At 46.9% G+C, this 25372-nt stretch carries 26 protein-coding genes; 9 read left to right on the top strand and 17 right to left on the bottom strand.

Going from position 1 to position 25372, the window contains the following annotated elements; translation table 11 throughout:
- The first annotated feature begins 54 nt into the window (after nucleotides 1–54).
- The gene (locus tag ACYVGO_RS02415; protein WP_142770254.1) at nucleotides 55–234 is read left to right on the top strand and encodes a hypothetical protein; all 180 of its coding nucleotides are present in this window, start codon (nucleotides 55–57) and stop codon (nucleotides 232–234) included.
- Nucleotides 221–601 carry a type II toxin-antitoxin system VapC family toxin gene (locus tag ACYVGO_RS02410; RefSeq protein ID WP_142770253.1) on the top strand — a complete coding sequence of 127 codons (381 nt, stop codon included), beginning with the start codon at nucleotides 221–223 and terminating at the stop codon, nucleotides 599–601. Before ACYVGO_RS02415 ends, ACYVGO_RS02410 begins: the two co-directional genes overlap by 14 nt.
- A 22-nt stretch (nucleotides 602–623) precedes the next feature.
- On the opposite strand, the gene ACYVGO_RS02405 is transcribed toward ACYVGO_RS02410, so the two are convergent.
- From ACYVGO_RS02405 to ACYVGO_RS02375, 7 genes are all read right to left on the bottom strand, one after another.
- The gene (locus tag ACYVGO_RS02405; protein ID WP_460967297.1) at nucleotides 624–1922 is read right to left on the bottom strand and encodes an MFS transporter; all 1299 of its coding nucleotides are present in this window, start codon (nucleotides 1920–1922) and stop codon (nucleotides 624–626) included.
- 44 nt (nucleotides 1923–1966) lie between these two features.
- Nucleotides 1967–2833 (bottom strand): amidohydrolase family protein, encoded by an 867-nt coding sequence (locus ACYVGO_RS02400; RefSeq protein WP_210422427.1) that lies wholly within the window; start codon nucleotides 2831–2833, stop codon nucleotides 1967–1969.
- A gap of 76 nt (nucleotides 2834–2909) precedes the next feature.
- On the bottom strand, nucleotides 2910–4037 hold the full coding sequence (locus tag ACYVGO_RS02395; protein ID WP_460967295.1) for an alpha/beta hydrolase family protein: 1128 nt from the start codon (nucleotides 4035–4037) through the stop codon (nucleotides 2910–2912).
- 130 nt (nucleotides 4038–4167) lie between these two features.
- Nucleotides 4168–5277, bottom strand: coding sequence for a 5-methyltetrahydropteroyltriglutamate--homocysteine S-methyltransferase (locus ACYVGO_RS02390; RefSeq protein WP_460967293.1), 1110 nt, complete (start codon nucleotides 5275–5277; stop codon nucleotides 4168–4170).
- 32 nt (nucleotides 5278–5309) lie between these two features.
- Nucleotides 5310–7136, bottom strand: coding sequence for a feruloyl-CoA synthase (locus ACYVGO_RS02385; RefSeq protein WP_460967292.1), 1827 nt, complete (start codon nucleotides 7134–7136; stop codon nucleotides 5310–5312).
- 108 nt (nucleotides 7137–7244) lie between these two features.
- On the bottom strand, nucleotides 7245–8021 hold the full coding sequence (locus ACYVGO_RS02380) for a crotonase/enoyl-CoA hydratase family protein (protein ID WP_460967290.1): 777 nt from the start codon (nucleotides 8019–8021) through the stop codon (nucleotides 7245–7247).
- Between the two features lie 32 nt (nucleotides 8022–8053).
- Nucleotides 8054–8599: a DUF3237 domain-containing protein gene (locus tag ACYVGO_RS02375; RefSeq protein WP_460967288.1), complete on the bottom strand. Its 546-nt coding sequence runs from the start codon at nucleotides 8597–8599 to the stop codon at nucleotides 8054–8056.
- A gap of 127 nt (nucleotides 8600–8726) precedes the next feature.
- On the opposite strand from ACYVGO_RS02375, the gene ACYVGO_RS02370 reads away from it, so the two are divergent.
- Complete coding sequence (locus ACYVGO_RS02370; RefSeq protein WP_460967286.1) at nucleotides 8727–9638, top strand: LysR family transcriptional regulator; 912 nt, start codon at nucleotides 8727–8729, stop codon at nucleotides 9636–9638.
- A gap of 119 nt (nucleotides 9639–9757) precedes the next feature.
- Here ACYVGO_RS02370 and ACYVGO_RS02365 read toward each other — a convergent pair whose 3' ends face one another.
- Nucleotides 9758–10168 (bottom strand): hypothetical protein, encoded by a 411-nt coding sequence (locus ACYVGO_RS02365; RefSeq protein WP_460967285.1) that lies wholly within the window; start codon nucleotides 10166–10168, stop codon nucleotides 9758–9760.
- 39 nt (nucleotides 10169–10207) lie between these two features.
- A complete protein-coding gene (locus ACYVGO_RS02360) occupies nucleotides 10208–10678 on the bottom strand; it encodes an SdrD B-like domain-containing protein (protein ID WP_460967283.1) in 471 nt (156 codons plus the stop codon).
- 1265 nt (nucleotides 10679–11943) lie between these two features.
- Between ACYVGO_RS02360 and ACYVGO_RS02355 the strand changes: the two genes are divergently transcribed.
- Both ACYVGO_RS02355 and ACYVGO_RS02350 read left to right on the top strand, forming a co-directional pair.
- Nucleotides 11944–12681: a LytR/AlgR family response regulator transcription factor gene (locus tag ACYVGO_RS02355; protein ID WP_460967281.1), complete on the top strand. Its 738-nt coding sequence runs from the start codon at nucleotides 11944–11946 to the stop codon at nucleotides 12679–12681.
- 421 nt (nucleotides 12682–13102) lie between these two features.
- Entirely contained in the window at nucleotides 13103–13975 is an 873-nt protein-coding gene (locus ACYVGO_RS02350; protein ID WP_460967279.1) for a sensor histidine kinase, read from the top strand.
- Between the two features lie 52 nt (nucleotides 13976–14027).
- Here the strand turns inward: ACYVGO_RS02350 and ACYVGO_RS02345 are convergent, their stop codons facing one another.
- The gene (locus tag ACYVGO_RS02345; RefSeq protein ID WP_460967277.1) at nucleotides 14028–15659 is read right to left on the bottom strand and encodes an amidohydrolase family protein; all 1632 of its coding nucleotides are present in this window, start codon (nucleotides 15657–15659) and stop codon (nucleotides 14028–14030) included.
- Nucleotides 15660–15746: 87 nt separating this feature from the next.
- On the opposite strand from ACYVGO_RS02345, the gene ACYVGO_RS02340 reads away from it, so the two are divergent.
- Nucleotides 15747–16703, top strand: a complete 957-nt coding sequence (locus tag ACYVGO_RS02340; RefSeq protein ID WP_142770240.1) for a hypothetical protein — start codon at nucleotides 15747–15749, stop codon at nucleotides 16701–16703.
- Nucleotides 16704–16707: 4 nt separating this feature from the next.
- Nucleotides 16708–17532 (top strand): hypothetical protein, encoded by an 825-nt coding sequence (locus ACYVGO_RS02335; protein WP_460967276.1) that lies wholly within the window; start codon nucleotides 16708–16710, stop codon nucleotides 17530–17532.
- Here the strand turns inward: ACYVGO_RS02335 and ACYVGO_RS02330 are convergent, their stop codons facing one another.
- From ACYVGO_RS02330 to ACYVGO_RS02305, 6 genes are all read right to left on the bottom strand, one after another.
- The gene (locus tag ACYVGO_RS02330) at nucleotides 17533–17898 is read right to left on the bottom strand and encodes a DUF6970 domain-containing protein (protein ID WP_460967274.1); all 366 of its coding nucleotides are present in this window, start codon (nucleotides 17896–17898) and stop codon (nucleotides 17533–17535) included.
- Nucleotides 17899–17965: 67 nt separating this feature from the next.
- Nucleotides 17966–18838 (bottom strand): metallophosphoesterase family protein, encoded by an 873-nt coding sequence (locus ACYVGO_RS02325; protein ID WP_142770238.1) that lies wholly within the window; start codon nucleotides 18836–18838, stop codon nucleotides 17966–17968.
- 13 nt (nucleotides 18839–18851) lie between these two features.
- The gene (locus tag ACYVGO_RS02320; protein WP_460967271.1) at nucleotides 18852–19517 is read right to left on the bottom strand and encodes a hypothetical protein; all 666 of its coding nucleotides are present in this window, start codon (nucleotides 19515–19517) and stop codon (nucleotides 18852–18854) included.
- 4 nt (nucleotides 19518–19521) lie between these two features.
- Nucleotides 19522–20790 carry a glycerophosphodiester phosphodiesterase gene (locus tag ACYVGO_RS02315; RefSeq protein ID WP_460967270.1) on the bottom strand — a complete coding sequence of 423 codons (1269 nt, stop codon included), beginning with the start codon at nucleotides 20788–20790 and terminating at the stop codon, nucleotides 19522–19524.
- The gene (locus tag ACYVGO_RS02310) at nucleotides 20787–21473 is read right to left on the bottom strand and encodes a hypothetical protein (RefSeq protein WP_460967268.1); all 687 of its coding nucleotides are present in this window, start codon (nucleotides 21471–21473) and stop codon (nucleotides 20787–20789) included. Before ACYVGO_RS02310 ends, ACYVGO_RS02315 begins: the two co-directional genes overlap by 4 nt.
- Nucleotides 21474–21985: 512 nt before the next feature.
- Entirely contained in the window at nucleotides 21986–22327 is a 342-nt protein-coding gene (locus ACYVGO_RS02305; RefSeq protein WP_460967266.1) for a hypothetical protein, read from the bottom strand.
- Nucleotides 22328–22893: 566 nt separating this feature from the next.
- On the opposite strand from ACYVGO_RS02305, the gene ACYVGO_RS02300 reads away from it, so the two are divergent.
- The gene (locus tag ACYVGO_RS02300) at nucleotides 22894–23622 is read left to right on the top strand and encodes a hypothetical protein (protein ID WP_460967264.1); all 729 of its coding nucleotides are present in this window, start codon (nucleotides 22894–22896) and stop codon (nucleotides 23620–23622) included.
- A gap of 159 nt (nucleotides 23623–23781) precedes the next feature.
- Here ACYVGO_RS02300 and ACYVGO_RS02295 read toward each other — a convergent pair whose 3' ends face one another.
- Nucleotides 23782–24645: a M23 family metallopeptidase gene (locus tag ACYVGO_RS02295; protein ID WP_460967262.1), complete on the bottom strand. Its 864-nt coding sequence runs from the start codon at nucleotides 24643–24645 to the stop codon at nucleotides 23782–23784.
- A 221-nt stretch (nucleotides 24646–24866) separates the two neighbouring features.
- On the opposite strand from ACYVGO_RS02295, the gene ACYVGO_RS02290 reads away from it, so the two are divergent.
- Nucleotides 24867–25343, top strand: coding sequence for a hypothetical protein (locus ACYVGO_RS02290; protein WP_460967261.1), 477 nt, complete (start codon nucleotides 24867–24869; stop codon nucleotides 25341–25343).
- Nucleotides 25344–25372: the final 29 nt, after the last annotated feature.

Genomic DNA, 25372 nt, shown 5'->3' with positions numbered 1-25372 from the left:
GTCAGTATCAAAAATGAGTTAATCTGGTTATATTTGTTAAAAACACAACCACATATGGTTATTCGGATTCCCAAAGATGCACCCGCATCAGCTGTCGATGATGCCCTGAAAGCGATTGCTAACCAGCCTAAATCGGCTCGCAAAGGCTTTGACCCTACGAAGTATGCAGGAAAAATTAAATTCCCAATGGATGGACTTACTTATCAGAAAAAAGTAAGAGATGAATGGGAATAAAGCAATTTTGGTCGACACGAATGCGCTGATTTATTACTTCAATGGTAATGAAAAAGTAACTAACGCTATTGACGGAGAAATTCTATATATCTCAGCCATTACGGAAATCGAATTATTAAGCTTCTCTCAGCTCGATGAAGAAAGTGAACAGCAAATCCGGTACTTTATTGATGATGAGAGCTGCCGACTAATCGAATTGATCTCTGCTATCAAAGAGCAAACGATAAAAATCCGCAGACGCCACCGCATCAAACTTCCCGATGCCATTATTGCCGCTACTGCCCTCTTCCTAGGGATACCGCTCCTAACATTCGATTCAGGTTTCGCGAAAGTTGATGGCCTGGACCTCATTCTATTAGATCTATAGCATCTCCTTTTTCCATAGCTTATCAACTTATCTTCTTCGACGAAATGTACATGGTCATGATGCCCGCAAAGATCGTTGGAACGGCGTAAATCAGGAAGTTCGTCACCATCGACAAACCCATTCCAATGAGCACACCGCCCACGGCGGGTCCAATGATACCCCCCAATCTTCCAATCCCAATTGACCAGCCAACACCTGTCGTACGAAATTCGGTTGGATACATGCGGGCCGCCACGGCGTAGAGTCCCACAAATCCCCCCTGAATACCGAATCCTAGCAGGGCAAAGACCAGCAGCAAGGTAGATGATCCCATAAAGAGTTGAAAAGATGCCATGACAACACCCGTCATAATCAGGAATATCCCGATCGTCTTTTTCAGTCCGAATAGACTGGAAAAATAGCCCTGCATTGTAATGCCGAAAAAAGCCCCAACATTGAAGACGGTTCCTGCATAAATAGCCAGTTCTATGGGAAGCCCGGCATTTGTCGCCAGTTTGGGAATCCAGCTAGTCAGAAAATAGAGCGTAGCGAACGCCAGAAACAGGGCAACCCACAACTGAATGGTCGGCAATTTATACTCATCCTCCAGCAATGATTTGATAGGTATCCCAGTTCGTTTGGTGGGTTTATTCGGTAGGGTATCCACCAGGGTATGGCTCATTTTGGCCAGTATACTATTCGCTTTTTCCAGCGCCTGATGCGGTTGCGATTTCAGGTAAAAATCCAGCGACTCGGTCAGGAAGAATTGAATCAGTGGCAAGGCCAGAAAGGTGGCAACGCCCGCAATCTGGAACATGGTTTGCCATCCCGAAGCGGGAATAACCTTAGCCGCTACCAATCCCGATAACACAGCCCCAACGGGGTAACCCGAAATGACAAAACTCACCCAGAAATCACGGGTTTTATTGGGCGTATATTCAGAAGCCAGAGCAGCTGTACTCGCCAGCATACTACCGATGCCGAGACCACTAATGAAACGAAACGCGATGAGGGGAATAATGCTTGCGGATAGGGAAGTCAGGTAAATACTAATGCCCATGATAGCGGCACTGAGCAGAATCATAGATTTTCGGCCAATATGATCAGCATACGGAGCCAAAAACAAAGCCCCGAAGGTCATGCCAAATAATCCGGCACTAAAAACGATACCCAAGGCTTCGGGACTGACGCTCCAGCTTTTGGCAATGGCCGGGGCCGCATAGGAAATGACCATCACATCCATGCCATCGAGCATGTTCATCAGGAAGCAGATCACGATGGTTGCATATTGCAGCCGCGAAATCGGTCGCTGGTCAATCAGGGATTTAGCACTTACTTCCATTTCAGATCAAGGGGTTATCTGTAGAAAGAGGTTTTTCAGGTAGTCTACCTCAGACCAAGCATCCGAATCGCATTTTCCTTTAAAATCAGCGGCTTGACGTCCTCTTTAAAGCCAGCTTCCTCAAAATCTTTCATCCAGCGATCGGGCGTAATCAGCGGGAAATCAGTACCGAATAGCATCCGATCTTTCAGCAGGGTATTGGCATATTGCACCAACTGCTTTGGGAAATACTTTGGCGACCAGCCGCTCAAATCAATATATATATTGGGTTTGTGCATCGCTACCGATAGCGCTTCATCCTGCCAGGGCCAGCTCGGGTGCGCAATAATGATGGGATTGTCGGGGAAGTCAATGGCTACATCGTCCAGATGAATTGGGTTAGAGTATTCCAACCGCAACCCTCCGCCCCCGCGCACGCCCGAACCAAAACCCGAATGCCCCGAATGAAACAACATCGGCAGTTTGTACTCTGCAATGACTTCGTACAGGTGATAGGCCATGCGGTCGTTGGGATAAAAACCCTGCACAGTTGGGTGAAACTTAAAGCCCTTTACCCCATAATTTTCGATCAGATTCCGGGCTTCACGGGCTCCCATGCGGCCTTTGTGCGGATCTATACTCGCGAAGGCAATCATTACATCCGCGTTTTTCTGCGCTCCTTCGGCTACTTCCTCGTTCGGAATCCGGTGCTTGCCTACGTTGAACTCCGAATCGACTGTGAACATCACAAAGGCCATGTTCCGCTCCCGGTAATAATCAGCTGTCTCCTGAATAGTTGGCCTGTGGTCAGATTTGAAAAATTTGGCGAAAGCCTCGTCCAGCTCCGGTCGGAAGTCGTCGTGCGGATGCCAGCAGGAGGCTTCTGCATGGGTGTGCACATCAATAGCGATAATCTTGTCGAGGTCGATCATGTAAGTGAATGAGCGAAAGAGTGAAAGACTGAAAGAGCGATTATGCCACTCATTCAGTCTTTCGCTCTTTCACTCTTTAATTCAGAAATCCAGCCGTTGGTTTAGCTCCTGTTTTTACCCAGTTCCGGAGCGCGTCGAATGCCTGAGCCGTTTGCTGAGGGGTGAAATTACAATGCCCTTGCCCGTTGGTATACTTGACGGTAAAGTATTGATCCTTACCCTGCTGATGCACCATGTTTTCGATGTTAACAACGCCGTACGTTGGCGGAATAAGCTGATCGTAAATCGTATGCATGACCACCACCGGTTTGTTAATGTTACCCGTTCGATCATATTTAGCAAACAGAACGTTAGGATTGACCGTCGCCTTAAGGCGTTCAGCTTTCTGATTAACGTCCAGATCATTAGGAAAGCCGCTGTACAGGGTATTCGTATTATCGAATGGATTACCTTTGGCTTTCTGGGCAAGATCGCGCAGCACATTCTCGTTGAAAAACAATGAAAATGGCAGGTCATCCAGTTTTAGGTCAAAACGCTTGGCAAAGGCAATCGCCAGCGTCGAGTCTTTAGCTAAAATCGCCTTTTTAATCGCCATAGCACGGGCTACCATCGACTGTTGTGCCTGAGCCTGATAGGGTTTCGAGAGGTCAAAAATCTCAGTCAACGACGTTACAATACCTGGAAACAACCCGTTGAAGGTTGCGTACATATCAAACTCCTTCCGGCATTGCAGATACGGTCGACTCGATAGAGGGCAAAGCGGCAAACCGCCGTTGTAATTCGATCCAAAGTTTTCGAGCATCGCAAATGTTACGCCACCGCCCATCGAATGCCCAACCATATAGGTGGTATCTGGCTTACCGTACGTTTTTACGAACAACTGCCGGAGGGCTTCGGTATCGTCTACACCTTGCGGCAAGGCAAATCCCTGATATTGATAATCCGACGCTGCCACCGCAAACCCTCGTTCCAGAAACGGCTTCATATTTTTGGCGAAACCTGGGTTTTGGCTCTGCCGGGGTTTAGCGCCCATAAATTCATAGCCATGGGCGTACATCACCAGCTTCCCTTTCCAGTTTTCGGGAAAAAGGATAACGTACCTGGCTCCGCTGATGCTACCCGAGTCGATTTTGGCAACGGGATTCTGGGCAAAGGCAGGGATTATGAAGCTTAAGGTGATTAGGAGGCCGAAGTAACGTTTCATGTTTTTAAAGGATTGAACTTTGAGAATTTCTGTCATTCCGACGTCAGGAGGAATCTCAAGCTTGAAGTATGTGAGACTTGAGATTCCTCCTGACGTCGGAATGACAGAAAACCACGTAACGAAACCATATTTACGCCGTTCCCCACACCTTCACGGCTGTATTCACAACCAACTCTAGTTTTTTCCATTGATCGTCGTGGGTTAGGTCATTGCCGTGGTGGGTTGACGAAAACCCGCATTGTGGACTGACGCACAGGTTATCGAGCGGCATGTACTGGGCCGCTTCGTCAATGCGTTTGCAGAGGTCGTCGATGTCTTCCAGTTCGCGTGTTTTCGATGACACAATGCCCAGCACAACCATCTTGTCGTTGGGTACGAATCGCAGGGGTGCAAAATCGCCCGAGCGTTCGTCATCGTATTCCAGAAAATAAGCGTCGACGTTAATCTCATTGAACAGCACTTCGGCCACCGGTTCATAGCCCCCTTCGGCAAACCAGGTGCTCCGGTAGTTGCCCCGGCACAGGTGAATACCCACCGTCAAATCGTCAGGACGATTGTCGATAACTGAATTGATCAGGGCAGCGTAGGTTCGGGGCAACTCATTCGGGTCTTCGCCCCGTTCAACGGCAGCAGCCCGCATTTTAGGGTCGCAGAGGTAGGCCAGGTTGGTATCATCCAATTGCAGGTATCGAAGGCCAGCTTTGTATAAATGGTCAATTTCCTCCCGATACGCCACGGCCAAATCATGGAAGAACTCATCCATATCCGGGTACGAATTAATGTCGATGGATTTGCGCCCACCCCGGAAGTGAATCATCGTCGGTGAAGGAATGGATACCTTAGGTGTTTGGGTCACCACCGATTTAAGAAAGTTAAAATCAGTGACCTGAATATCCTTCACGTGTTTGAGTTTACCCGTCACGCTCAGGACCGGGGGTGTAAACCCATCGGCAGCCACTTTGGCGTTGGGGTTCGCGTCAATACCACCGGTAACGGTTACACCCGATAATTCTTTCAGAAAATCGAGGTGAAAATAATCTCGCCGAAACTCGCCATCCGTAATGGAGCGCATGCCGGTCGACTCAAGTTTTTTAACGGTTTCGGCAATCGCCATGTCTTCAATCGCCCGTAGTTCTTCGGCAGAAATCTCGCCTTTTTTCCATTTCAGGCGATTTTCTTTGACTTCGGGGGTTCTCAGTAAACTGCCAACGTGGTCGGCACGAAAAGGAGGAGTTTTCATAGGATGGTTTGAGGTTAAAACTTCCCGAAAAGTTAACTTTTCGGGAAGTGGGCACTGTTCATAGGTTGGTAAAGCTCGTCTATCAATTGTGTTCGATATTTCAGAATAGTCCGCTGATTCAGCGAACCTTTGTCGGTAATCTCGCCCAGATCGATGGAGGGCGGATCAAGCGCAACAACGGCCCGTTCAATCCGATCAGAGGTACCTTTAGCGGTTTGGTTAAGCCGGATCAGCAATTCATTCACAAAATCATTGATGGTGGGATGCCGAAGCACCTCGGCATGTGCTGCCTCAGGACCAAGATTAGTCTGTTTTCGACAGGCATCAACATTCAGGAACAGGATAGCTCCAACATAATGGCGGTCGAGACCGGCAATCACTACATCCTGCACAATGGGTGAACCGGCCGCTATGACTTTAGCTTTCAGAATGCCCACATTGACCCAGGTTCCGGTCGAGAGTTTGAAATCTTCGGCAATACGGCCATCAAAGACAAGGCCTTTATCAGGATTACTCTCGTCGAGAAATTTTACGGCGTCGCCGGTTTGGTAGAAGCCTTCCTCATCAAACGACTTTTGCGTGGCTTCGGCATTTCGCCAGTAACCAGGCGTGACGTTGGGCGCTTTGTAGCGAGCTTCGAGTTTATCGCCGTCGGGTACTAGCTTCACGTCCATGCCCGCTACGGGTACACCCAGCAAGCCCGAAAAACTACCACCCCAGTTGGCAAACAAGGCTGATGGCCCCGATTCGGTACAGCCTAGCCCCGTGATGATTGGAATTCGCTCGCCGATGGTTTCAACTGCCAACTCCTCCCAGCGATTCCAGATGGGTTGCGCCAGGCTGGCCCCCGCATAAAACAGCATGTTCATCTGGGCAAAAAACGTTTGACGAAGCCTAGGTTCGCGTTCGAAATAGGGAATGAGCATCTCAAACCCTTTTGGTACATTGAAGTAAACAGTCGGCGAAATCTCCCGTAAGTTCTTCACCGTCGTTTCAATGCCTGCGGGCGTCGGCTTGCCATCGTCAATGTAAAGCGTTCCGCCGTTATAAAGGGCCAGCCCAACGTTATGGTTACCTCCGAAGGTATGATTCCAGGGAAGCCAGTCGATCATTACGGGTGGCTCGGTCATCATAAACGGAAACACCTGCGTAATCTGCTGCAAGTTAGCGCACCACATCTGCTGCGTATTGATGACGCCCTTCGGCAGCCCGGTTGAGCCAGACGTAAACAGGACTTTCGCAACCGTATCGGCCTTCACGTTGGCAAATGCCTGTTCAACAGCCGGAGTAGGTATTGTTTGGAGTATTTCCGCAAAGTTGATTTCGCTGCCCGAATCTGTCGAACTACTAACAGCCTCCGGAAACAACGACTTCGCTAGTGCCAATGCCTGACTGTAAACTCGACTATCCTGCGCGAAAATGACCTTTGGCGTCATGCATTCCAAACAGTGTTGCAAGCGCCCCAAATCCTTCGACATCAGCGAATAGGCGGGCGAAATCGGCGAATAGGTGATCCCTACGTGAACCGCAGCGAAGGCCAGTAATGCGTGTTCAAGGCTGTTTTCGGACAAAATAACGATCGTATCATCCGGCCCCAGCTTCTGATCCAGCAAATACTGCGCAATCGCCCTGACAGCATCGAGTGTTTGTTTATACGAATACCGAACCCACTCCCCAAACGCATCCCGGCGAGCCAGAAATGTGTGATCCGGTTGGATTTGTGCCCAATAAACCAGCTTTCCCGTCAGCTTCTCGGGATACGAACCCAACGGTTGATCCAGCCGCAATCGGGTTGACCCGTCGGGATGAATCGTCTTGTGGGTTTTGGTTGGACCGAAAGCTATCTGTTTAAAAGACATTGGTATATGGTTTTTGGTTTACGGTTTGAGGTTTATAATGATTCTGTATCCTCACAGACTGAGGATATGGCGTAGTAGCCACCGAAAACAATAAACCGTATACCTGTTTCATTCTCCAACTTTTTTCGCTCGTCCTTCCAAAAAATCACGGAGCCGTTGCTTGGCCTCTGGCGATGATTGCGCGATGGTGGCCATCAGGCTTTCGAGCAATAGCCCTTCCGATTGGGTCGAATCGGCAATGCGGGGTAGTACATGCATCAGGGCGTAATTGGTCATGGGCGCGTTCTGGGCAATTTTAGTTGCCAGTTCAATCCCTTTAGTCAGCCCGTCGCCATCAAGCGCCAGATACTGTGACAGGCCCATCCAGATGCCTTCATCAGCCGAAATAACCCGACCGGTGAACATCATATCGGCCATCCGCGCCATCCCAATCAGCTTCGGCAGTCTGACGGAAGCACCACCGCCTACAAAAATGCCTCGCTGACCCTCCGGCAAGGCATAAAATGTACTTTGTTCAGCAACCCGGATATGGCAGGCCGAAGCGATTTCGAGGCCACCGCCCACACAGGCTCCTTTCAGCACGGCCACTACCGGCACTGTACCAAACTGAATCCGATCCAGCACCCGGTGCCACATCCGCGAATGGTGCAATCCCTCGATCACATCCCGCTCCTGTAACTCCGACAGATCAAGCCCCGCACTAAAATGTGGACCTTCAGCATACAGAACAGCGCATTTTACGTCTTCCGGAACCGTCGAAAAAACAGCCTCCAGACTGAGCAACAAGGTGTCATTGATGGCATTCCGTTTATCGGGTCGGGTAAGTTGAACCAGCAGGAGGTCGTCTCGTTGCTCAACGTTTAGCCATTTCGACTGATCAGCCATGCGGAAAGTAAGATAAAGAGGTAAAGAAGCGATTAAAGGACCTTCCAAACTTGAATAACTACGGTTTCCGGGTTCCGAAAGGCCGTACAGATAAAAATCGCGTTGTTCATCCAGTTGTACTTTCCGGGTGGTGCTTCAAACCTGGGAACGGCCCGGAAATAGTATTCTGTTGGACTTACCTGTTCGCCACGGCCTATACGGGCGGCTACTTCGGGCGTGGCAACACGCAAGCCCACGTTTTTGACATAGATAATAACGCCATCGTCGGTTTTAAACTGATAGTGGGCTTCCAATTCGGCTACCCCATCTTTCCGAACAATTTGCCAGTCGGCTCCACCGCTCAGGATTTCGCCCTTTAGATTGGGGCCATCAACGGTGCCGCCAAGGATCGGAATAATCCGGCGTAGACCATGCGGGGTTTCGCCTACCACATAAGGTGCACCTACTTTCACGTTCAATTGACCAACAAACGATAATCCCGGCGCGGGTGGACTCTCCGCCTTTTGCGCTGCCGTATACCTACTGATTGTAATCAGCAGAATAAATATACATCCCGATTTAAGTAGATGACTCATCATGTGAAGTCAAAAGGAGGTAGTTGTTTACAACCACCAATAGCTTACAATAATCTAAAAAAATAAAGCTAAAGTCTAATCGTTTTTTGTAATCTTGTAATAAGAAAAACTTATTGGACTAAACGTACCGATGGAGCTAAGGCGATTACGCTATTATGTGGCTGTTGCGGAAGAATTGCACTTTGGCCGGGCAGCTCACAAGCTTTCCGTTTCACAACCCGCTCTTAGTCAACAAATCCAGCTATTGGAAGCAGAAGTGGGCGTAGAACTATTTTTACGGGAGAAACGCAGGTTGCTTCGTAAAGTTGAGCTCACTGAAGCTGGAACGTTTTTCTTAAAGGAGGCCAAAAAGATTTTACAGGCCTCAGAAAAAGCAATTGAGGCTACCCGGAAAATTGGGCTGACTCAGAAAGAAATAAAGTTGGGTACCTACCGAATGATGATCCGGAGCCGAATTCTGGACATTCTGACCGTTTGCTCGCAACGTTTTCCGGATATAGACCTAAAAATCATTGAGTTCCCAACTCACTTGGCGGTGCAGGATGCCCTGATGGATGGGCAACTTGATCTGGGGGTAACGTTGCTGCCTTTCCACTACAATCAGTTGGATGGCATTGCGTTAAAACCGGGTTATCTTAAAGTGATGTTAGCCAGGAACCATCCGCTCGCCCACAAGGATATACTCACTGTTGAGCAACTCAGGGATGAAAAATGGGTAGATATTAACCGGGCCATTCACACCGTTTACGATGATATTGAGCGAATGTGCAAAAAAGCCGGATTCAGTCGGGAAGGCGCTATCGTTCAGGAGGTTTCGTCAATCGAATTACTCAGTGGGCTGGTCAGTTTAGGGATTGGGATTGCCGTAGTACCTACCTTTTTTGATACCTCCGCTATTCCGGGTGTCGTTTGTAAAGACCTGGTCAATGCGGATGGATCACCCCTCACGGAGGTTGTCATCAATGCCGCTATCTGCTACAAGCTATCCAATCTTAGTCCAACCTTGCAGGCCTTAGCCAATGCATTTAAGACGCAATCCTAGCGTTTCCCAAACTAGTTTCTATAGATTCTCATGAACCATGCTGATAATCAACCAATAAAGAATCAACGGCATCCAGGAGAATCTACAGAACTTACTTTAGTTAGCTTCCTGATAAACAGCTATTTAGCAACCCATTGTTTAAATCCGCTCTGTATTTTTTCGAGATCCAGAAGTGACCAGTCATCATTTAAGCGCTTTGCCATATTAATCGTTTTGACCTGGCTCAACCGCTCAAATTTACGACGTTCCTGAGAAGGCAATTGCTGTAGATACCCAACCAAATCCGGCAGTGTATTATGCATATGCGTGCAACTGCGGGTGGGCAGATGGTAATGATCTGCCAGGACTTTGATTTCGCTAATGCGCCAAAGCTTAGGATTACGGTATCGATTCCGTACACTATTGTGGCTCAATCCCACCATATCGCCCAAAACACTCGTGTTTTTTCTATCAAGATGGGTTTGATGGAGTATTGCGTTAGACAGATTAAAAAAGGAATTCAGTGATTCAAGAAATACGGTAGGAGACATAATACATTTTTAGGTTAAGAAAACGGAGTTACGGCTTGTTTATCGAATTCGTTTGATCGCAATAGGTATGCACTTCACAGTAGGTGGACAATCTGTATTAACAATCCCAGCATCGATTGTTAACCTATCGCGCAGGGCAGGATTCGTAGGCACTAACGCAATCAAACCAGAGCGTCCGGTAACGGGGTCAGCATCGCTATCCAATGAACTAGTTACGCCTAATGCGTTAACAGTGGTTAAGGTAAAGTTGGCGGGCAACGTTGTTTTGTCAAATTCAACCACATAGGTTCCTCCTGGCAAGCTCGGGAACAGATAAGTGCCATTACCTGAGGTCACGGTTGTTGAAACGACGGTGTAGTTACCGGGGGTTGTTTCCTGTAATAGCCTTACGATTACGCCATCAACGCCGGGTTCATTCGAATCCTGTTGCCCGTCTTTGTTCTGGTCATTCCAGACGAAATCGCCAATACTACCAAGCAATGGGGTACACTCCACCGAACTGATGAGCACCGTTTGTATAACTGTGAACGAGCATTGGGTTATATCGGTAGGTGTAATCAGTAGTTTAACAGTAATGGTATCGCCTACTCACCTTTACCTTATAGCCTACATTATCTTCATGGGTAAATGACAGTTGGTACTTACCCGAGCCCGCTGGTGTTTCCGTAAGCAGGGTACCAATTAATACCGGATGCTTCATCTACCATTAACAAGATACAGTTGTGCCTGCGCCAATTCCCCGGCAAAAAATCAGTACCAAAACAAGTAAGGGGCATCGCATACCAATACGCATGATATTAACCGGTTGCTTATATACGTTTTCAATAGCGTAAAACTCTTCCATGATTATTGACAAGTAACCGGTGGGTGTTGCACTAAAACCCTTGTGACCAGGCACCGAATGGCGAATTGTATTACACACTCAGAAACCTGTAATCTGTGGTGTCAATCAACGATATACCTACCATGAGTGCATGTAGCCATATATATATGTGTGTTTAAGTGACAAATATTGATCGTTATACTAAAACCGATTCTTTTTCTAGAAATAGGTATTCATTATAAGAAATCAGTTACTATATGATTAGCTAAACTGATGCCAATGAGTCTTAGTAAGATTTACTTTAGGCCATTTTAGAAGAAATTATAGGTATACAGCTGTTTTTAGTATACGTATATGGCATTTTCCCTTATGAACGATACCGAGATATATAGGATAGTTTTCAGCAAACATACTTGCGTCTATTTACTTCTTTTCAATGCCAAAACAGCGTTATAAGGGCCAATTCACCGCTTTTAGATGATAAAATCTGAAGGTTTAGGTCATTGGTATTCAGAGCGACATTGAATTTTGGCCCGATATTTATAGCGCCCAATCTGACCACTATTTTACTTATACTTTATAACAAAGACTGATCCTATATTTAATGCAAATTATATGTTACCTACCAACAGAACTCATTCACACTTTCTTACCTATTAACCCTTCGTACTAACCGCTCACTCACTACGGCTAGCATGGCTATCTGGGTTGAGAATACCTGCTACGTTTGCACCTTTTAAGTTTGGCACTAAATCTTTCCTATGTATATTATTCAATAAAATATTGATATAACAATACACTTGTTAGTATATCAATAAGCCCTTATTCTATGCATATTAGCGGTTACTGACAGTAAAAATCTTTTTTATGCCATTAACCATAACTTATTCAGTCATTTTGGCCTGATATTTATGGTCTTTACCAAGTAACTTGTTATAAACCGTAACTTCTCATGTATTCGTGTCTTATTGTTGAGGATGATTCCGCCTTTGTTGATCAACTTAGGGCGTATCTGGCTCAGACAACTCTTTTTGAGCCACCGTTAGTTTGTTCCACGGCCATGGAGGCCTTTTCACTACTGAATAATACCAGCGTCGATCTCCTGCTTTTAGATTATAATCTGCCGGGTATGACCGGAGTCGAACTCCTTCAGGGTCTGATCAATCTACCTCCTGTTATTATGATAAGTGCTCACGTTGAGCCAGCCATATCCTGTTACGACCTGGATTCAGTTGCCGATTTTCTGGTTAAACCATTTAATTACCTCCGTTTTTTGCGGGGTATTCGTCGGGCATTAGCTCTCCAGCCCCAACCCGTTGTTACGAAGGTGGTAGAGCCAGCTCCAGTCGTCGAAGAAAAAAAGCACATGTTCTTTAAATCGGGCCGGAAATTGAATCGATTTGTACTCGATGATATCTTATACGCTGAAGCCTACGGTACATACATAAAAGTATATACGCAGAATGGTCCCGTAGTATTGAATCAGCGTTTAAAAACGCTGGAAAACGAATTACCCAGCGACCGCTTTGTTAGAATACATAAGTCCTTCATTATTAATGTCCAGCATCTTAGCAATTTGGAAGCCAACCAAGTGCAAGTGTCAACGAAAAAGTTCCCAATTGGCACCACATACCGCCCGGCTGTACTCCAGTTTATGCAACAAGCAGGTGTCGTAGTTACCAATAATTAACAGTGCTATGAACTGGGCAACTCGTCTTTGGGCAAGACTTTATCCGAAAGAGCGCCTTGATGAACTTCCTACGTTTGATCAGGTCAGATTTGTAACGTTAGTTAATATTGGTTGGTTTGGTATACCGCTGTTGGCACTTCTGATAACCATCAACCTTGTTTTCAAAAACTATGACCGAGCACTTAATAATCTGGTAACCATTTCTTTATATGTATTCCCAACTTTATGGTTAACCTATCGATATAAATTAAAGCTTGCTTCATGGTATTGGATCAGTACGATGTACGTCGCAGCAGTCTGGGGTCTTTATACCAGACTGCTGGCCCACGTAGATGTACATATTGAGATGTATTTTATCATGATTGCTCTCTTTTCAATACTTTTATTGGAAGGTAAAATATCGGTGATTGTCTCAATTTTAATGGCAATTAGTTATGCAACAGCCAGACTACTCGTATTTAGGCAGTTAAATCTTCCTTTTGAAATTGGACAATTCAACTCTGGTATAGGCGTCTTTATTGTACTTACTTATGTTACCTACACCGTTAAGAAAATAGCCGGGACTATTCAGGAGGTTGTACAACAACAATACAAACAGTTACAACAGAAAAACCATGAGCTTGGCGAACTCAACCACGTAAAGGACAAACTATTTGCCATAATAGGCCATGATCTTCGCAGCCCCATTGTGAGTCTCAAAATTCAGCTCATGAATGTACAGAAGGGATATGCAACTGCCCAGCAGTATGAGAAGGCAAGCGCTCAATTGCAGCAAACGGTCGATGGGGTGTTTGTTACGCTGGATAATCTGCTAAACTGGGCATTACTCCAGCGGGGAGGCATACGCGTTCATCCGACGCACTTCGACTTGTCGGAAATAGGCGAATCCATCCTTCAACTGTACAGTGCCGAACTTCCCGGCAAGCAGTTAACGGTAACAACACATTATGAAACGGCCCCCGTTGCCGCCGACGAGCATCAGGTAACGATTATAGCGCGTAATCTGCTCCACAATGCCATTAAGTTTACGCCTAAAGGTGGACACATCCAACTTAGTACGCGTCAGCAAAACGGCCGGTCCCAGTTTATTATTCAGGACTCAGGTATAGGCATGACTGCTGCCGAACAATTGGAGCAGACAACCAGCATTGGTGCTACAAGCTATGGTACCGCGGGTGAGAAAGGTACTGGCCTGGGTCTGGAAATTAGCCGGGAGTTTGTACGGCTAAACAAAGGCCAACTGCTCATTGACAGTATCCCCGGCCAGGGAACCACTGTAACAGTTGAGTTTTAGCGTTGTGCCATACGCTATATCTTGGGGATATAGCGTATGGCACAACTCAATTTTAGTCATTCTTCCCTCCACCCACTTTCCCAGCCTTAGCCGGAACGCCCGGTTGAGTAATCTCGAAATTTTCTTTCACCTTGGCATCAGCTACCAGTTTACGAACGTCGGCCAGAAGTTTTTTGGCGTCATACACAATGCCATCTTTTACGGTATAGGTTACGCCACCCACGCGCTCAACTTCGTTTTTTTCGTTCAGGTGAATGGCTCCCGTTCCGTAAAGAACTTTCAGATTCGCCAGTGGGTTCTGATCGACAATCACAAAATCGGCCAATTTGCCAACCTCAACCGAACCAATCTGATCGGCCATTCCCAGGGCTTCTGCACCTTTTAAGGTAGCTGCCCGGATTACTTCGAGCGGATGGAAACCGGCTTCGCGCAGGAGTTCGAGTTCGCGGATGTAGGCAAATCCGTAAAGTTGATAGATGAAGCCGGAGTCTGACCCTGCGGTAACGCGCCCTCCCCGGTTTTTGTACTCGTTAATAAACGCCATCCAGAGTTGGTAATTCTTTTTCCAGGCCACCTCCTGCTCCGTACCCCACGACTGCCAATACGACCCATGCGAAATACGACTTGGCCCATAAAACCGCCACAAGCTCGGCATGGTGTAATCTTCGTGCCACTCGGCGCGCCGGGCCAGCATCAATTCCCGGTTGGCTTCGTATATATTAAACGTTGGATCGAGGGTAAAATCCAGCGCAATGAGTTCATCCATCACTTTATTCCAGCGATCGGAACCCGGTTTAGCCGCTTGCTGCCAAAGATTTCCCGCTTCCTCAAATCGGTTCTGTTCATTGCTGTAATTGTAGGTAACCGGGTAATTCTGTACGGTTTTGTCCTCAAAAAGAGCTTCGGGGAGGCCATACCAGTGTTCGAGTGAAGTCAGCCCGGCTTTGGCGGTGGCAAGGGCGTTCATACGGGCTACCTCCAGTTGGGCGTGGTGGCAAGCCGACCGAAGACCAAGTTTCTTGTTCTCTTCCAGGGCTGCCCGAAATATGTTCGGCTCGGCGCCAAAGAATTTAATGCCGTCGGCACCACGTTTGGCATTCTGTTGTACCCAGGCACGGGCTTGTTCGGGCGTACTGATGGGTTCTTTTGACCCCTGTCCAAACACGGTGTACGCTTTGATGCGAGGGGCCGTAATTTCATTCCGTTCGCTTTTAGCCCGATGCTCAAGTACCCAGTCGAGACCGTTTCCGCAGGATGGATCACGGATGGTAGTGATACCATGCCCTAGCCAGAGTTTAAACACATATTCGGCATTCGCTCCCTGCGCCTGTCCGCCAATATGACCATGCATGTCCACAAAACCCGGCATCAGGTACATGCCTTCACAGTTTAGTTCTTTATCGCCGGGCGAAGCCTGTGGCCGGCTTCGCGGATCGATTGGAACCCCAGGATAGCCCACCTGACGGATCTGAGTAATCCTATTTTTCTCGACCACAATGTCGACGGGTCCAACAGGCGGGGCACCTGTACTGTTGACCAGCGTAACACCCCGAATGATGAGTTTCCCAAACGGGCCATCGCCTTCATGCCGTGGCGGTGATTTTTCGACCTGAGCAATAAGGGCGTGAAGCGTGATGAGTGAAAAGTGAAGAATAAAGAAGAGTCGAGCGAGAGGTTGTATCATGATTGGGCAAATCGTTTTGGTAAACAGTTGTAAGATAAACGAATCTGCCTGACTTTTGCAATGTGGCCGGATCGAAGCTGGCATCTTATGAAACAGATTATTACCAAAAATTTCCTGCTGATTGTTCTGATACTAGCCGTGGTAGTTGCCTTCGTTAAGAAAGCAACTATTTTTCAGAAACAACCCGATACAAAACCAAAACCGGCAGATACACTGCCAGCCGAATTCACCAGCTACTGGTTTTCGGGAAAAGCCGAGTTGAATACCTACCAACTTAAGCAGGCTAAAAACGGTGCCCTGAATGCCGGAGAGGCCATGCTGATCTTCATGACCGAAGATTTCCGGCCCGACAAGCAGGTGAGAGCTGAAAAAGGTGACAACACCATACCCGTTCTGAAGACATCCTATTCAAAAAAATTTTCAACCGGGCTTTATGAGTATTCCCTTCTTACCTCTGTTTTTACACCAGTTAACGCCCGTACTGATGGCCCGCCCCTTTTCCCGAATACACTGAAAGTCAGCCTATCTGATCAGGAGTGGGATGGTCACAGCTATCTGCAGGTGAACTACCGCAACAATGGGTATCAGGTAAGTGGCAAGTCTTATCAGGAAAAAGCGGTTGACGAAAATTATACCATTGCCAAAGCGCTATTCGAAGATGAACTCTGGAACCGTATTCGGCTGAATCCGGACAAATTGCCTACGGGCGAAATCCAGTTGATTCCCGGCACAATGGCCGTGCACTTACGGCACAAATCGCTCGAACCACTACCCGCCAAAGCCACCCTGGCCAACTACGAAGGCGTTCTGTATCCGGGTACGTTTCTTAAATCGTACACTATTGAATACCCAACTGACGACCGGACACTGGTAATTATTTTCGAGAAGCTGTTCCCGCATAAAATTGTTGGCTGGGAAGAAACCTACGACACCAAAGATAACCTTCTGACCTCGCGGGCAGTTCTTAAGAAGACGAGTCAAACGGATTACTGGAATCATAAAGCCCCCGCCGACAGCACGTTACGCAAGGAATTAATCAACTAAGCTTATGCAACAATTTGTTATGCCACAGAGATATACAAGAGCTACTCAACGAAGTCTTCGTGCCACGCTCATCCTCTTTTTCTCTCTGTGTACTAGCCTTTTCTTTTCCTGTTCCGATGGTAGCGACAAAACGAAAACCCTTACCGATGGGCCAGTTTACACTTTGATTTTTCTGGATAAGACTCGTAGTGTCAATGTCAATAAAGCGTTTGTCGCTCAGAAATACCAACAGGCACTAACCGCCATTATTGACGAAAACATTCGCCAGAAAGGCGATAAACTTGACGTGTACTTCATCCATGAAAATACGTCCAAAGCTCGTGCGCTGAATTTGACTGTTCGTTCTGAAATGGAGGACGTATCATCGGCTAGCCCAACAGATCGGGAAGCCGCCGAAACTGAATTCAATTTGATGCTGACGCGTGAAAAAGCGCAGATACGGCAGCGGGTGCTCCAGCAATTAGTTGCTCAAAATACGGGGAAGTCGAATCAGGAAACGGACATCTGGGCCAGCTTGCCCGTTATTGCGAAAGCGAATGAAACCGGTGCAACGGTCAAGGTCTATTACCTGAGCGATATGATCGAGAGTGTGAAAGGACCGGGACGACGCGATTTTCAGGTAAAAGCCCCAAAAGACAACGCTCAGGCCGACGAATGGGCCAAAGCCGATGCCGAGCAGCTCAAGCGATACACCATTGGCAGCCCCGATATTACGATGATTCTGCCCTTCGAACCCAATGCATCCATTAAAGAAAACAACCCTGCCGTAACGCAGTATTGGCAAACGCTGTTTTCGACCTTAGGCGCTGGTATATTGAATGAAGAGTGACTATCGGCTTAACAATACTTTTCTATCGGTGATTGCCTCGTTGAGCTGTCTGCACGATGGATTTGGTTCCAGTATATAGGTGCCGGTATGACAGATTTCAGTACCATCACACTGGTAAACAGTAGCAATCCCTCCCGCAAAACATAAACCGCAGGTACTAACAATATAAACAGTTTTCTGCTGGTACTGTCCCTGCTCAATTTGCAGATAAGGAACAGACTGTTCATTTATAATACGTTTTAGCCAGGGTAAATCAAGGAGCGGGTTTGCTACCTGACAGTTGGCAATGCTACCAAATACACTGGACTCCTTGTGGCAGCTAAACAATGTACTAAAAAGAAGCAAGCCAGCTAATGTTCGTTTCATACCTACCAGACCCCAGCAATGGCGAATCAGTTGTAAGTATAAAGCCCTGATACCTTTGCTGAGCTGCTCAGGCGGATACTTCGGATGGAATTTCGAATTGATACCCCTCAGAAAAACCTGAAAAATCATTTTTGAGACAGTATGACTTCAACACTAAACCATCACCTTCTCGCCGAACAGCGAGGTAGTGAAACATTGGTTTGTAGGTTAAAGCTAAATCGGGCAAACGACTTGGCGAGGTATTGAGGGGCTGACGCAATCCACCGCCACCGCCGATAACCAGAAATGTTTTTCCCTCAAATTCATACCGCTCAAAGGCATGCGAGTGGCCCGTAATAAATAAGCGTGCTTTCTGCGATTTGACATACGGTGGCACAAATCGTTGTTGCACCAGTTTAGATGAACCCACTAATTTACTGTTCGAATAGGGCGCGTGGTGGCAAGTCACAATAACGACTTTTACCGATGGGTCGTTATCCAGATCCTTTAACGTTTGCTCATACCAGGTTTGTTGCGTTACCAGATCAGCAATGGAGAGCGTACTGAAATTGGAATTCAGCATCACCACGGCAATCTCATCGGTAGTTTTTACATAGCCCGTATGAATGTGTTCAGGAAATCGCTGCTGGAAATTCTTAGCGCCCTTTCGGGGGCGGCCCATCACATCATGATTTCCCATGATAGCATACACGGCCGTTCGGACCTCTGTGCATTGTAATAGGAACCGGTCAATGATCCGCCACTTATTGTTGCGATACCCCAGAGAAACAATATCGCCCAGCCAATACAGCACAGCCGGACGAATTCGCAGGATTTCGTTGAAAATTGCCTGGGTTGCTTTTGTATTCTGATGCGTTCGCAGCACCAGGCGTTCTACCCACATGGGAGCCTGTGTATCGCTTAAAAACAGAATTTCGCGTTTGTTTGTATCTTGTTCCATAACGTGCTTCCAGTTACCAGGAAAATGCCCGCCATACCAGCTGAAGCTCTGCGGTAAACGCAGCGTTTTCAGCCGCCACGGCATCGAACCACTTTAACTCACCCGCCACCCGAAACTTGCGCCCAATGGGGTACGTATACGAAGCGGCAGCCATCCAGCCCAGACTATTTGTATTGCTGAACACGGTTCCGGCATAATCGAGCCGCGAGTGATTCACATACATACCCGTTCCGGCGGTTATGGCAAGCCGACGGACCAGGCTTTTATCCGTTCCCCTTAACCAGGCCAACGGCATCGAGAATACCAGCAGAATTGGAACAGCCGACACATATACATGGGCATTGTCGCCTGCCACTTGCCCCCGGTAACTATACATCGTTGTCCAGCCCGTTTCCAGCCCCACTCGTAGCCGATGATCGGGATACCACATCACACGCAGTGATCCCGGAACTCCAAACCGACTAACATGGGTCTGCTCCAACGCAGCCGGGACTCCCAGATGTGTTGAGTAATAAGATAACCCGCCACCGGCCGATACGACAATCGTATAAGGCCCGCGTGTTGTATCCGTTAAAACGGGCAACTGGCGCATTCGGCGAGTTCTCGATTGTGCCTGTACGGTCAGGTTCATACTAAACAGAAAAACCAGCCCTACTATTGTTTGTAAACGGATAGTCATGCGCTTACTGTTGTTCGATATAATGATAATACGCAACCACTGGCGAATAGTTAGACAGAATACCATCGAAATGATTCTGACTAATAAACTCCCGAATAAATTCAGGCTCATCGAGTGTCCAGACGAAAACCGTCAGGCCAGCCGCCTGCATGGCCAGCACTTCCTCCGTTTGAGGGCCAAGTGTCCAGCGAGGTGCCCAGATACGAGCACCTAATCCTTTTGTAATAGCCGTATCCAGCTCGCACAAAATGGGCGTATTGGACTTATCGGCCAGTGCCTGGTAGGAATCTACGGCTTCTGTACTGGGCAAGCCAATGACAATTCGTAGATCCCGACGGGCCAGAATCGCCTTCTGCCGGTATTTCTGCTGAAGAGCCTGTACTTTATCCATTGGCCCAATGTATTTGGTATCGAGCCAGACAAAATTCAGGGATGTGTTGTTCACAACCGTTTCCAGCGCTTCTTCAAGAGTCGGAATTTTCTCCCCATTAACCAGCCGAACCAGGGTACTCAGTTGCTGATAGGTATAGTCTTCAACAGGGCCAGTCAGGCCGCTTTTCTGAATGAGCCGCAGATTCAGGGTATTGTCGTGGTATAAAATGGGAACACCATCTTTGGTATAGCGCACGTCAATTTCAATCCCTGTTGCGCCCAGCCGGGAAGCCAGCTTAATAATTTCTATAGAATTTTCTGAAGCAGGCAACAGGTCCGATGTTCGTCCACCGCTCCGGTGGGCCATGATAGAAAATGGCCTGGGGTTTAAGGGTCGGTTATAGGTTAGGGTAATCTGATGATTAGGCTCTGCGGATTTATCACCATATAATCCATCTACAACCAGCGTGTCGCCTTGGGCCAAACTACCCTTGAAGAGTTGCAGCTTTCCGTTATGCTTCTCCCTCAGAATCAGGCGAACTTCACCAATTTCCTCATTCACCAGCTTACGCCAATAGCCGTTCAACACCAGACTGTCGGCATCGGGCGCACTTTCCAGATTAAAATAAGTAGCATCAGTGCCGGTGAAAATGGATAGATAGTGAGTGGTATCGGCTCCATTAAGCAGGTAGGTCCATTTTAAAGCCGCCAGCTCGCCAAATTGGCTGGCTCCGTTTGAAATGGTATAAACACCTTCCATTGACTTCCGAATAGCCGGCACAAATTGTCCTGAACCCGGTTGGTTTGTAAAGTCATAAGGAACGATTGCTTCATAGGTCTTTCGACAGCCGTCAAAGAGTATAACTAATGAGCCTAGTACTATATAAAAAGACAGTTTCACAGGATAAAGCCAAAAATAAGTTGTGGGTAAAACAGGTTTCGGTCAAAGGTGTCGTAGAGTGACCAAAGCTGCCAGTTGAAATTGGAGTAAGCGGCCCGTATTCCTACCGAAACATGGCGCTTGTAATAAAAGGGTTGCTCCAGCATAAAAGTGAAGGCCACCCCATTAATTTCCCGGCGATTATACACAACGGCCAGCGAACCTACCTGTGAGCGGTAATACAGGTCGATGATAGCCTCTGACCTAACCGTTAGCCGAAGGTCCTTTGTAAGCTTATAACCTACTGATACACTGGGAAACGTTTCAACTCCATAGGCCTGGCTGGCAAACACATCCTTGACCTGCAAGGCACCAAGCCATCCTGTAATTTCATACCCAGCTGACAGGAATAATCGATTCGTTAACGGAGTAGCCCACCGAAGGCCCAGGCCCAGGTTGCTCTGCACAAACTGGGTTTGAAACCGGCTGGTCAAAAACAAATGCTTCGTTAATCCTCGCTGAATATTGAAATCAATAGCGGGCACACTCACCCGAACCTCTTCGGTTAGTTCAGGCGGTGTGGTCGTAAATACCGCGCCAACAGATTTGCGCCACTTTCCGGGAAGAGGTGCCTGTGGGAAATAAATTCCGGGTTGCAACGGCCAGGGTTCTGCCGACTGTGCTACTGAAAACGAGGTTACCAAAACTATTACGCCTACCCATTGGCAAATTTTGATAACTATATTTCGTAAAATGACCACCAAACTAGTTGCTATAAGAATCAGACCTAGTTAACCGCATTAATAGGAATTATGTTACGACTTACCAGTCCCTATATACGTATTCAGGTAGTTTAACCAGCCAGGCATACCCACGCCAGAATTGTTATCGTATGGAGGTATTGGCGCTGACAGACCATCAAGTTGCTGTTAACTCTGTGAACCACAGAAGGAATACTATTTTTTTACAGATAATAGGGTAAGTTACTGAAGGCCTTCTCTTTTTAACAAACTATATCCATGCACCTATTTGTGTATGGATGGTGTGGATAGAATCGGAAACGCTGACCTCAATGAAGTCAGCGTTTTTTTGGTAAGGCATCACCTGATTAACCCACAATTGTTTATAAATAACCCTGGATTCGAAAAACGATTTATTGTTGATAAGCATCGTTATTCCCGGCTATTTCTCAATAATAATGGAGCTACGATACCATCTATCTTCTGGGCAAATTTGGGGTTGTCTTCAAATTAGCGCGGGTAGATAAATAAGGATATTCGGCCATTAACTGAACGATCTTTCGCCAGTTATTGCACAGAAACCAGTGGATATACGTACCCGATGCATCCACCCGCTTAAACTCCCGAAGAAGTTCTTTATCAACACTGGGATCAGCCATCCTGAGTATCATTTTTAGGCCAAGATTAATATCTTCCAACTCATCCTTACTAAATTCTTTGCCCCACTGGCGAGGTAGTGTACCTGGAAATACTACCTCAGAGGCAATCAGGGTCTTAATATATTCCTTGAGTAAGTCTACGTTGATTTGGTTGGCCATACTTGCTGAGTTTCGTAAAAAATACGAATCTCCAAAATCCTGCCAATTCAAAAGGTAGTTTGTAAAATCTACCAGACGTATATGCTTTTCTGGCTCACCCTCCTTTGTTGTAGTATTCTTTCTTCTAACCCCTTAACCAGATCAAACACCGGAAACACATCTCTTCAGCAACTATAAAGAAGTGTAAGACTCAGGTAGCTAGTGAATTAGAAATCAATCCATTGACTATCAATTAACCATAGCCCAAAAAAGTAATCAGCCCCACTAAGTATAGCGAGGCTGATTTATTTACATCTACGGGAGTCTCTAATAAATTTCTCAGGGCTCGTGCTAACAAAAAACGCCGACCTTAGTAAGGTCAGCGTTTTAAACCTAACCCATAAGAACTTGTAACCCCGCCTATGGAGATACAATCGTAAACAAAATAGGCAATAATCGAGCCAATGAGTAACATATAACCTAAATAGTCGTTTCATTTTAAAATAATAGGTAAGTCCATAACCGTTTAGTAAAATCGCCCTGTGTAGCCGAGAGAATTGGTATGCTTTGTGCGGGAACGATGTAGTATGAAAACTGTCGTGCTTTTATTGCTTTTGCTGTCCCAAACTGGGTTAGCCCAAAGCGACACACTACAAGACAGATATCAATTTAGATACCCTCTTAGCAAGAATATATTAGCAGACGCCCCCTTAAAAGAAAAGCCTGTTATCACCTCTCCAACTTTGGTAACAGTGCCTGCACAGGCAGAGGTAAGTATTATTCAAAAAGATAGCGAATTCTATAAAGTAATCTACAATAACAGGACTGGCTATATCCCTTACATTTTCCTTGAAAAGGATTACGAAACGTTTAAAAGCCGCAATTATCCCCACAAACCGATTGATGAAATCAAGAGTAAGGGAGTGGCTTCCCCTCCTCTCCCACCCGATACAACTACTTGGTACGGGCGGGTTAGTGTGTCGTGCCCTATCCAAAAAGAACCAAATTCACGATCCGAGACGCTATTCAAGCTACCTAAAGGAGCCGTTCTAAAGGTAAGGCGGCATGATTACAGTTATTGGCGCATCGACATGTTGGGGCAGATTGGCTATGCAGGCGTTTACTATATCACTGAAGTCTCAAAATCAGGGAATCCATTTATTCCTACGCGCTATACGGGGCCTACGTATGATCGTTATGAAGCTGCCACGCGGGGTATCGCCACTGGAACTGTAGATTCTACTCGTACCAGAACAACTAGTAATCGCGTTTATACGAGTCAGCCAGGAAGCAAGCCTGTGCTGCGTCGTAAATAGAATCCGATCAATCCTCTACAGAGATTTGTTTTCTTAGCAACGAACATCTCAACCATGATTTCTCATTCAGCTGCTATGCTCCCGGTTCCTGGTGCCCATTTTTGTACAAAACCAGTTGATTTCTTCAACCGAAAGAACGACCGGACTATTGGCTCTCCTTTATTGAACTTGCTGCATGTCAGAAGGATCAATTAGTAAAAAGCCTGGATTGATACAAGCCCCGTGCCAGCGTACCCCAAAATGCAGGTGAGGACCCGTTACCCGACCCGTTTCTCCAACCAGGCCAATCTTCTGTCCCTTGGTAACAGTTTGATTGGGTTTAACCGAATAGCTCTTCAGATGAAAATACTCTGAAATTAAGCCATTGCCGTGGTCAATGTAGACTGCATTTCCACTATAGAACTGGTTGGCCGCCAGCAATACACGGCCATTTCCAACACTTAATACAGACTCGCCTAGCTCAACTGGATAGTCTTGTCCCGTATGCCGATCGCGGGGCTGGCCGTCAAACGTCCGGCAAGCACCAAAGTTGCCTTCCCCTTTTGGCAGTGGACTGGCAGGCTTACCCACCGGCAGATCGAAAACGGCAGGACGCACGGTTGCTTTATAGCGAATCAGAGGATTAACAATAGCGGCTTCTTTGGCAGCACGAGACTGATTTTGAGGGGATACATTGACGTATTCCTTCTTGGGAAAGTTTTTTATATCTTCCTGGACGCAGGCTTTAGTGGTGACATGAATGGTAGCCGTTTCCAGTTTTCCACCGGTCGTTCGGCGGGAGATAGTATACGAGCCCGGTTTCATATCCATATCAACGGGGTAGTAGCAGGTACCGTTAACGGCCGACCAGGCCCGTTTCTCAAAGCTACAGCGTAGGCAGTTTCCTGCCCAGCGGGCTACCTCACCTTGTGCTACGCTCACCGATTTAGGCTCCGCTTTCAAAGCAGCTTTGGGAGTATGGAGTCGATCTGACGATACGTTGAGCCAGAAGCCTGATAGGGAGAGCAAAAGTAGAATATGCATGGAATGAAGAGTCAAGATGGTTGCAACAAATTCAGAGGAAATTAAAAAACCAACGACTTAAAAGCAGTTGGCTTCTCTGAGGAAATCAGCAGTTTATAAACTGTTCCCACCGTCTATTGTTTTAGGGGTAATTATGGCCGTCCACCTCAGACTTTTGCTCTTTAAGGGTTAGTCAGTCGTGATAACTTTCTTGTTTCCGGGACACTACAAAATCATCGCCGATGAATCATCGCCCAAGTGGACTACTGTTTCTTTTTCTTCTGGCAAAAGTAGCGGTCTATGCACAACCGATAGAGCCCGCTCGGGGAGCTAAGGTCATTGAGTTAACCACCACACTGCCCGATTCGGTGATGTACAGAACGATTGGCCATACGCTGCTTGAAGAGGGCTATACCTTTAAATCAGACAAAGCCCTATTGTTGTTTATCACCACTGAACGGCCCTTGCCCGATTCGCCTGCTTTTCACTATTCTGCCAACCTCGTCATTCATCAAGGAACCATTAAGATTACGGGTGTGCTGCGAAACACACTAAAGTTTACCCGTCGAAAAAAGACTGTTGTGGATAAAGGGAAGCCTATTGATTACCGAACGGGTAAGAATGATATGCGTGGACCCGCTTTTACCCAGCTTGACGAACTGGCTCATGCCTTAACGGTACCGATGGTTACGACCATTACAGCCTACTCAAAGCGATAAAACCGACATGGATCAAGTAGACCAATCGG

The sequence above is a fragment of the Spirosoma migulaei genome (assembly GCF_054776855.1).
Note: the sequence above shows the minus strand (reverse complement) of the source record. Positions and strands in the feature narration are given on the sequence as shown.

What these genes read in the sequence shown, in the direction of transcription:
- ACYVGO_RS02415 (WP_142770254.1), top strand. Translation starts at nt 55, where the DNA reads ATGGTTATTCGGATTCCCAAAGATGCACCCGCATCAGCTGTCGATGAT.
- ACYVGO_RS02410 (WP_142770253.1), top strand. Translation starts at nt 221, where the DNA reads ATGAATGGGAATAAAGCAATTTTGGTCGACACGAATGCGCTGATTTAT.
- ACYVGO_RS02405 (WP_460967297.1), bottom strand. Translation starts at nt 1,922, where the DNA reads ATGGAAGTAAGTGCTAAATCCCTGATTGACCAGCGACCGATTTCGCGG.
- ACYVGO_RS02400 (WP_210422427.1), bottom strand. Translation starts at nt 2,833, where the DNA reads ATGATCGACCTCGACAAGATTATCGCTATTGATGTGCACACCCATGCA.
- ACYVGO_RS02395 (WP_460967295.1), bottom strand. Translation starts at nt 4,037, where the DNA reads ATGAAACGTTACTTCGGCCTCCTAATCACCTTAAGCTTCATAATCCCT.
- ACYVGO_RS02390 (WP_460967293.1), bottom strand. Translation starts at nt 5,277, where the DNA reads ATGAAAACTCCTCCTTTTCGTGCCGACCACGTTGGCAGTTTACTGAGA.
- ACYVGO_RS02385 (WP_460967292.1), bottom strand. Translation starts at nt 7,136, where the DNA reads ATGTCTTTTAAACAGATAGCTTTCGGTCCAACCAAAACCCACAAGACG.
- ACYVGO_RS02380 (WP_460967290.1), bottom strand. Translation starts at nt 8,021, where the DNA reads ATGGCTGATCAGTCGAAATGGCTAAACGTTGAGCAACGAGACGACCTC.
- ACYVGO_RS02375 (WP_460967288.1), bottom strand. Translation starts at nt 8,599, where the DNA reads ATGATGAGTCATCTACTTAAATCGGGATGTATATTTATTCTGCTGATT.
- ACYVGO_RS02370 (WP_460967286.1), top strand. Translation starts at nt 8,727, where the DNA reads ATGGAGCTAAGGCGATTACGCTATTATGTGGCTGTTGCGGAAGAATTG.
- ACYVGO_RS02365 (WP_460967285.1), bottom strand. Translation starts at nt 10,168, where the DNA reads ATGTCTCCTACCGTATTTCTTGAATCACTGAATTCCTTTTTTAATCTG.
- ACYVGO_RS02355 (WP_460967281.1), top strand. Translation starts at nt 11,944, where the DNA reads ATGTATTCGTGTCTTATTGTTGAGGATGATTCCGCCTTTGTTGATCAA.
- ACYVGO_RS02350 (WP_460967279.1), top strand. Translation starts at nt 13,103, where the DNA reads ATGGCAATTAGTTATGCAACAGCCAGACTACTCGTATTTAGGCAGTTA.
- ACYVGO_RS02345 (WP_460967277.1), bottom strand. Translation starts at nt 15,659, where the DNA reads ATGATACAACCTCTCGCTCGACTCTTCTTTATTCTTCACTTTTCACTC.
- ACYVGO_RS02340 (WP_142770240.1), top strand. Translation starts at nt 15,747, where the DNA reads ATGAAACAGATTATTACCAAAAATTTCCTGCTGATTGTTCTGATACTA.
- ACYVGO_RS02335 (WP_460967276.1), top strand. Translation starts at nt 16,708, where the DNA reads ATGCAACAATTTGTTATGCCACAGAGATATACAAGAGCTACTCAACGA.
- ACYVGO_RS02330 (WP_460967274.1), bottom strand. Translation starts at nt 17,898, where the DNA reads ATGAAACGAACATTAGCTGGCTTGCTTCTTTTTAGTACATTGTTTAGC.
- ACYVGO_RS02325 (WP_142770238.1), bottom strand. Translation starts at nt 18,838, where the DNA reads ATGGAACAAGATACAAACAAACGCGAAATTCTGTTTTTAAGCGATACA.
- ACYVGO_RS02320 (WP_460967271.1), bottom strand. Translation starts at nt 19,517, where the DNA reads ATGACTATCCGTTTACAAACAATAGTAGGGCTGGTTTTTCTGTTTAGT.
- ACYVGO_RS02305 (WP_460967266.1), bottom strand. Translation starts at nt 22,327, where the DNA reads ATGGCCAACCAAATCAACGTAGACTTACTCAAGGAATATATTAAGACC.
- ACYVGO_RS02300 (WP_460967264.1), top strand. Translation starts at nt 22,894, where the DNA reads ATGAAAACTGTCGTGCTTTTATTGCTTTTGCTGTCCCAAACTGGGTTA.
- ACYVGO_RS02295 (WP_460967262.1), bottom strand. Translation starts at nt 24,645, where the DNA reads ATGCATATTCTACTTTTGCTCTCCCTATCAGGCTTCTGGCTCAACGTA.
- ACYVGO_RS02290 (WP_460967261.1), top strand. Translation starts at nt 24,867, where the DNA reads ATGAATCATCGCCCAAGTGGACTACTGTTTCTTTTTCTTCTGGCAAAA.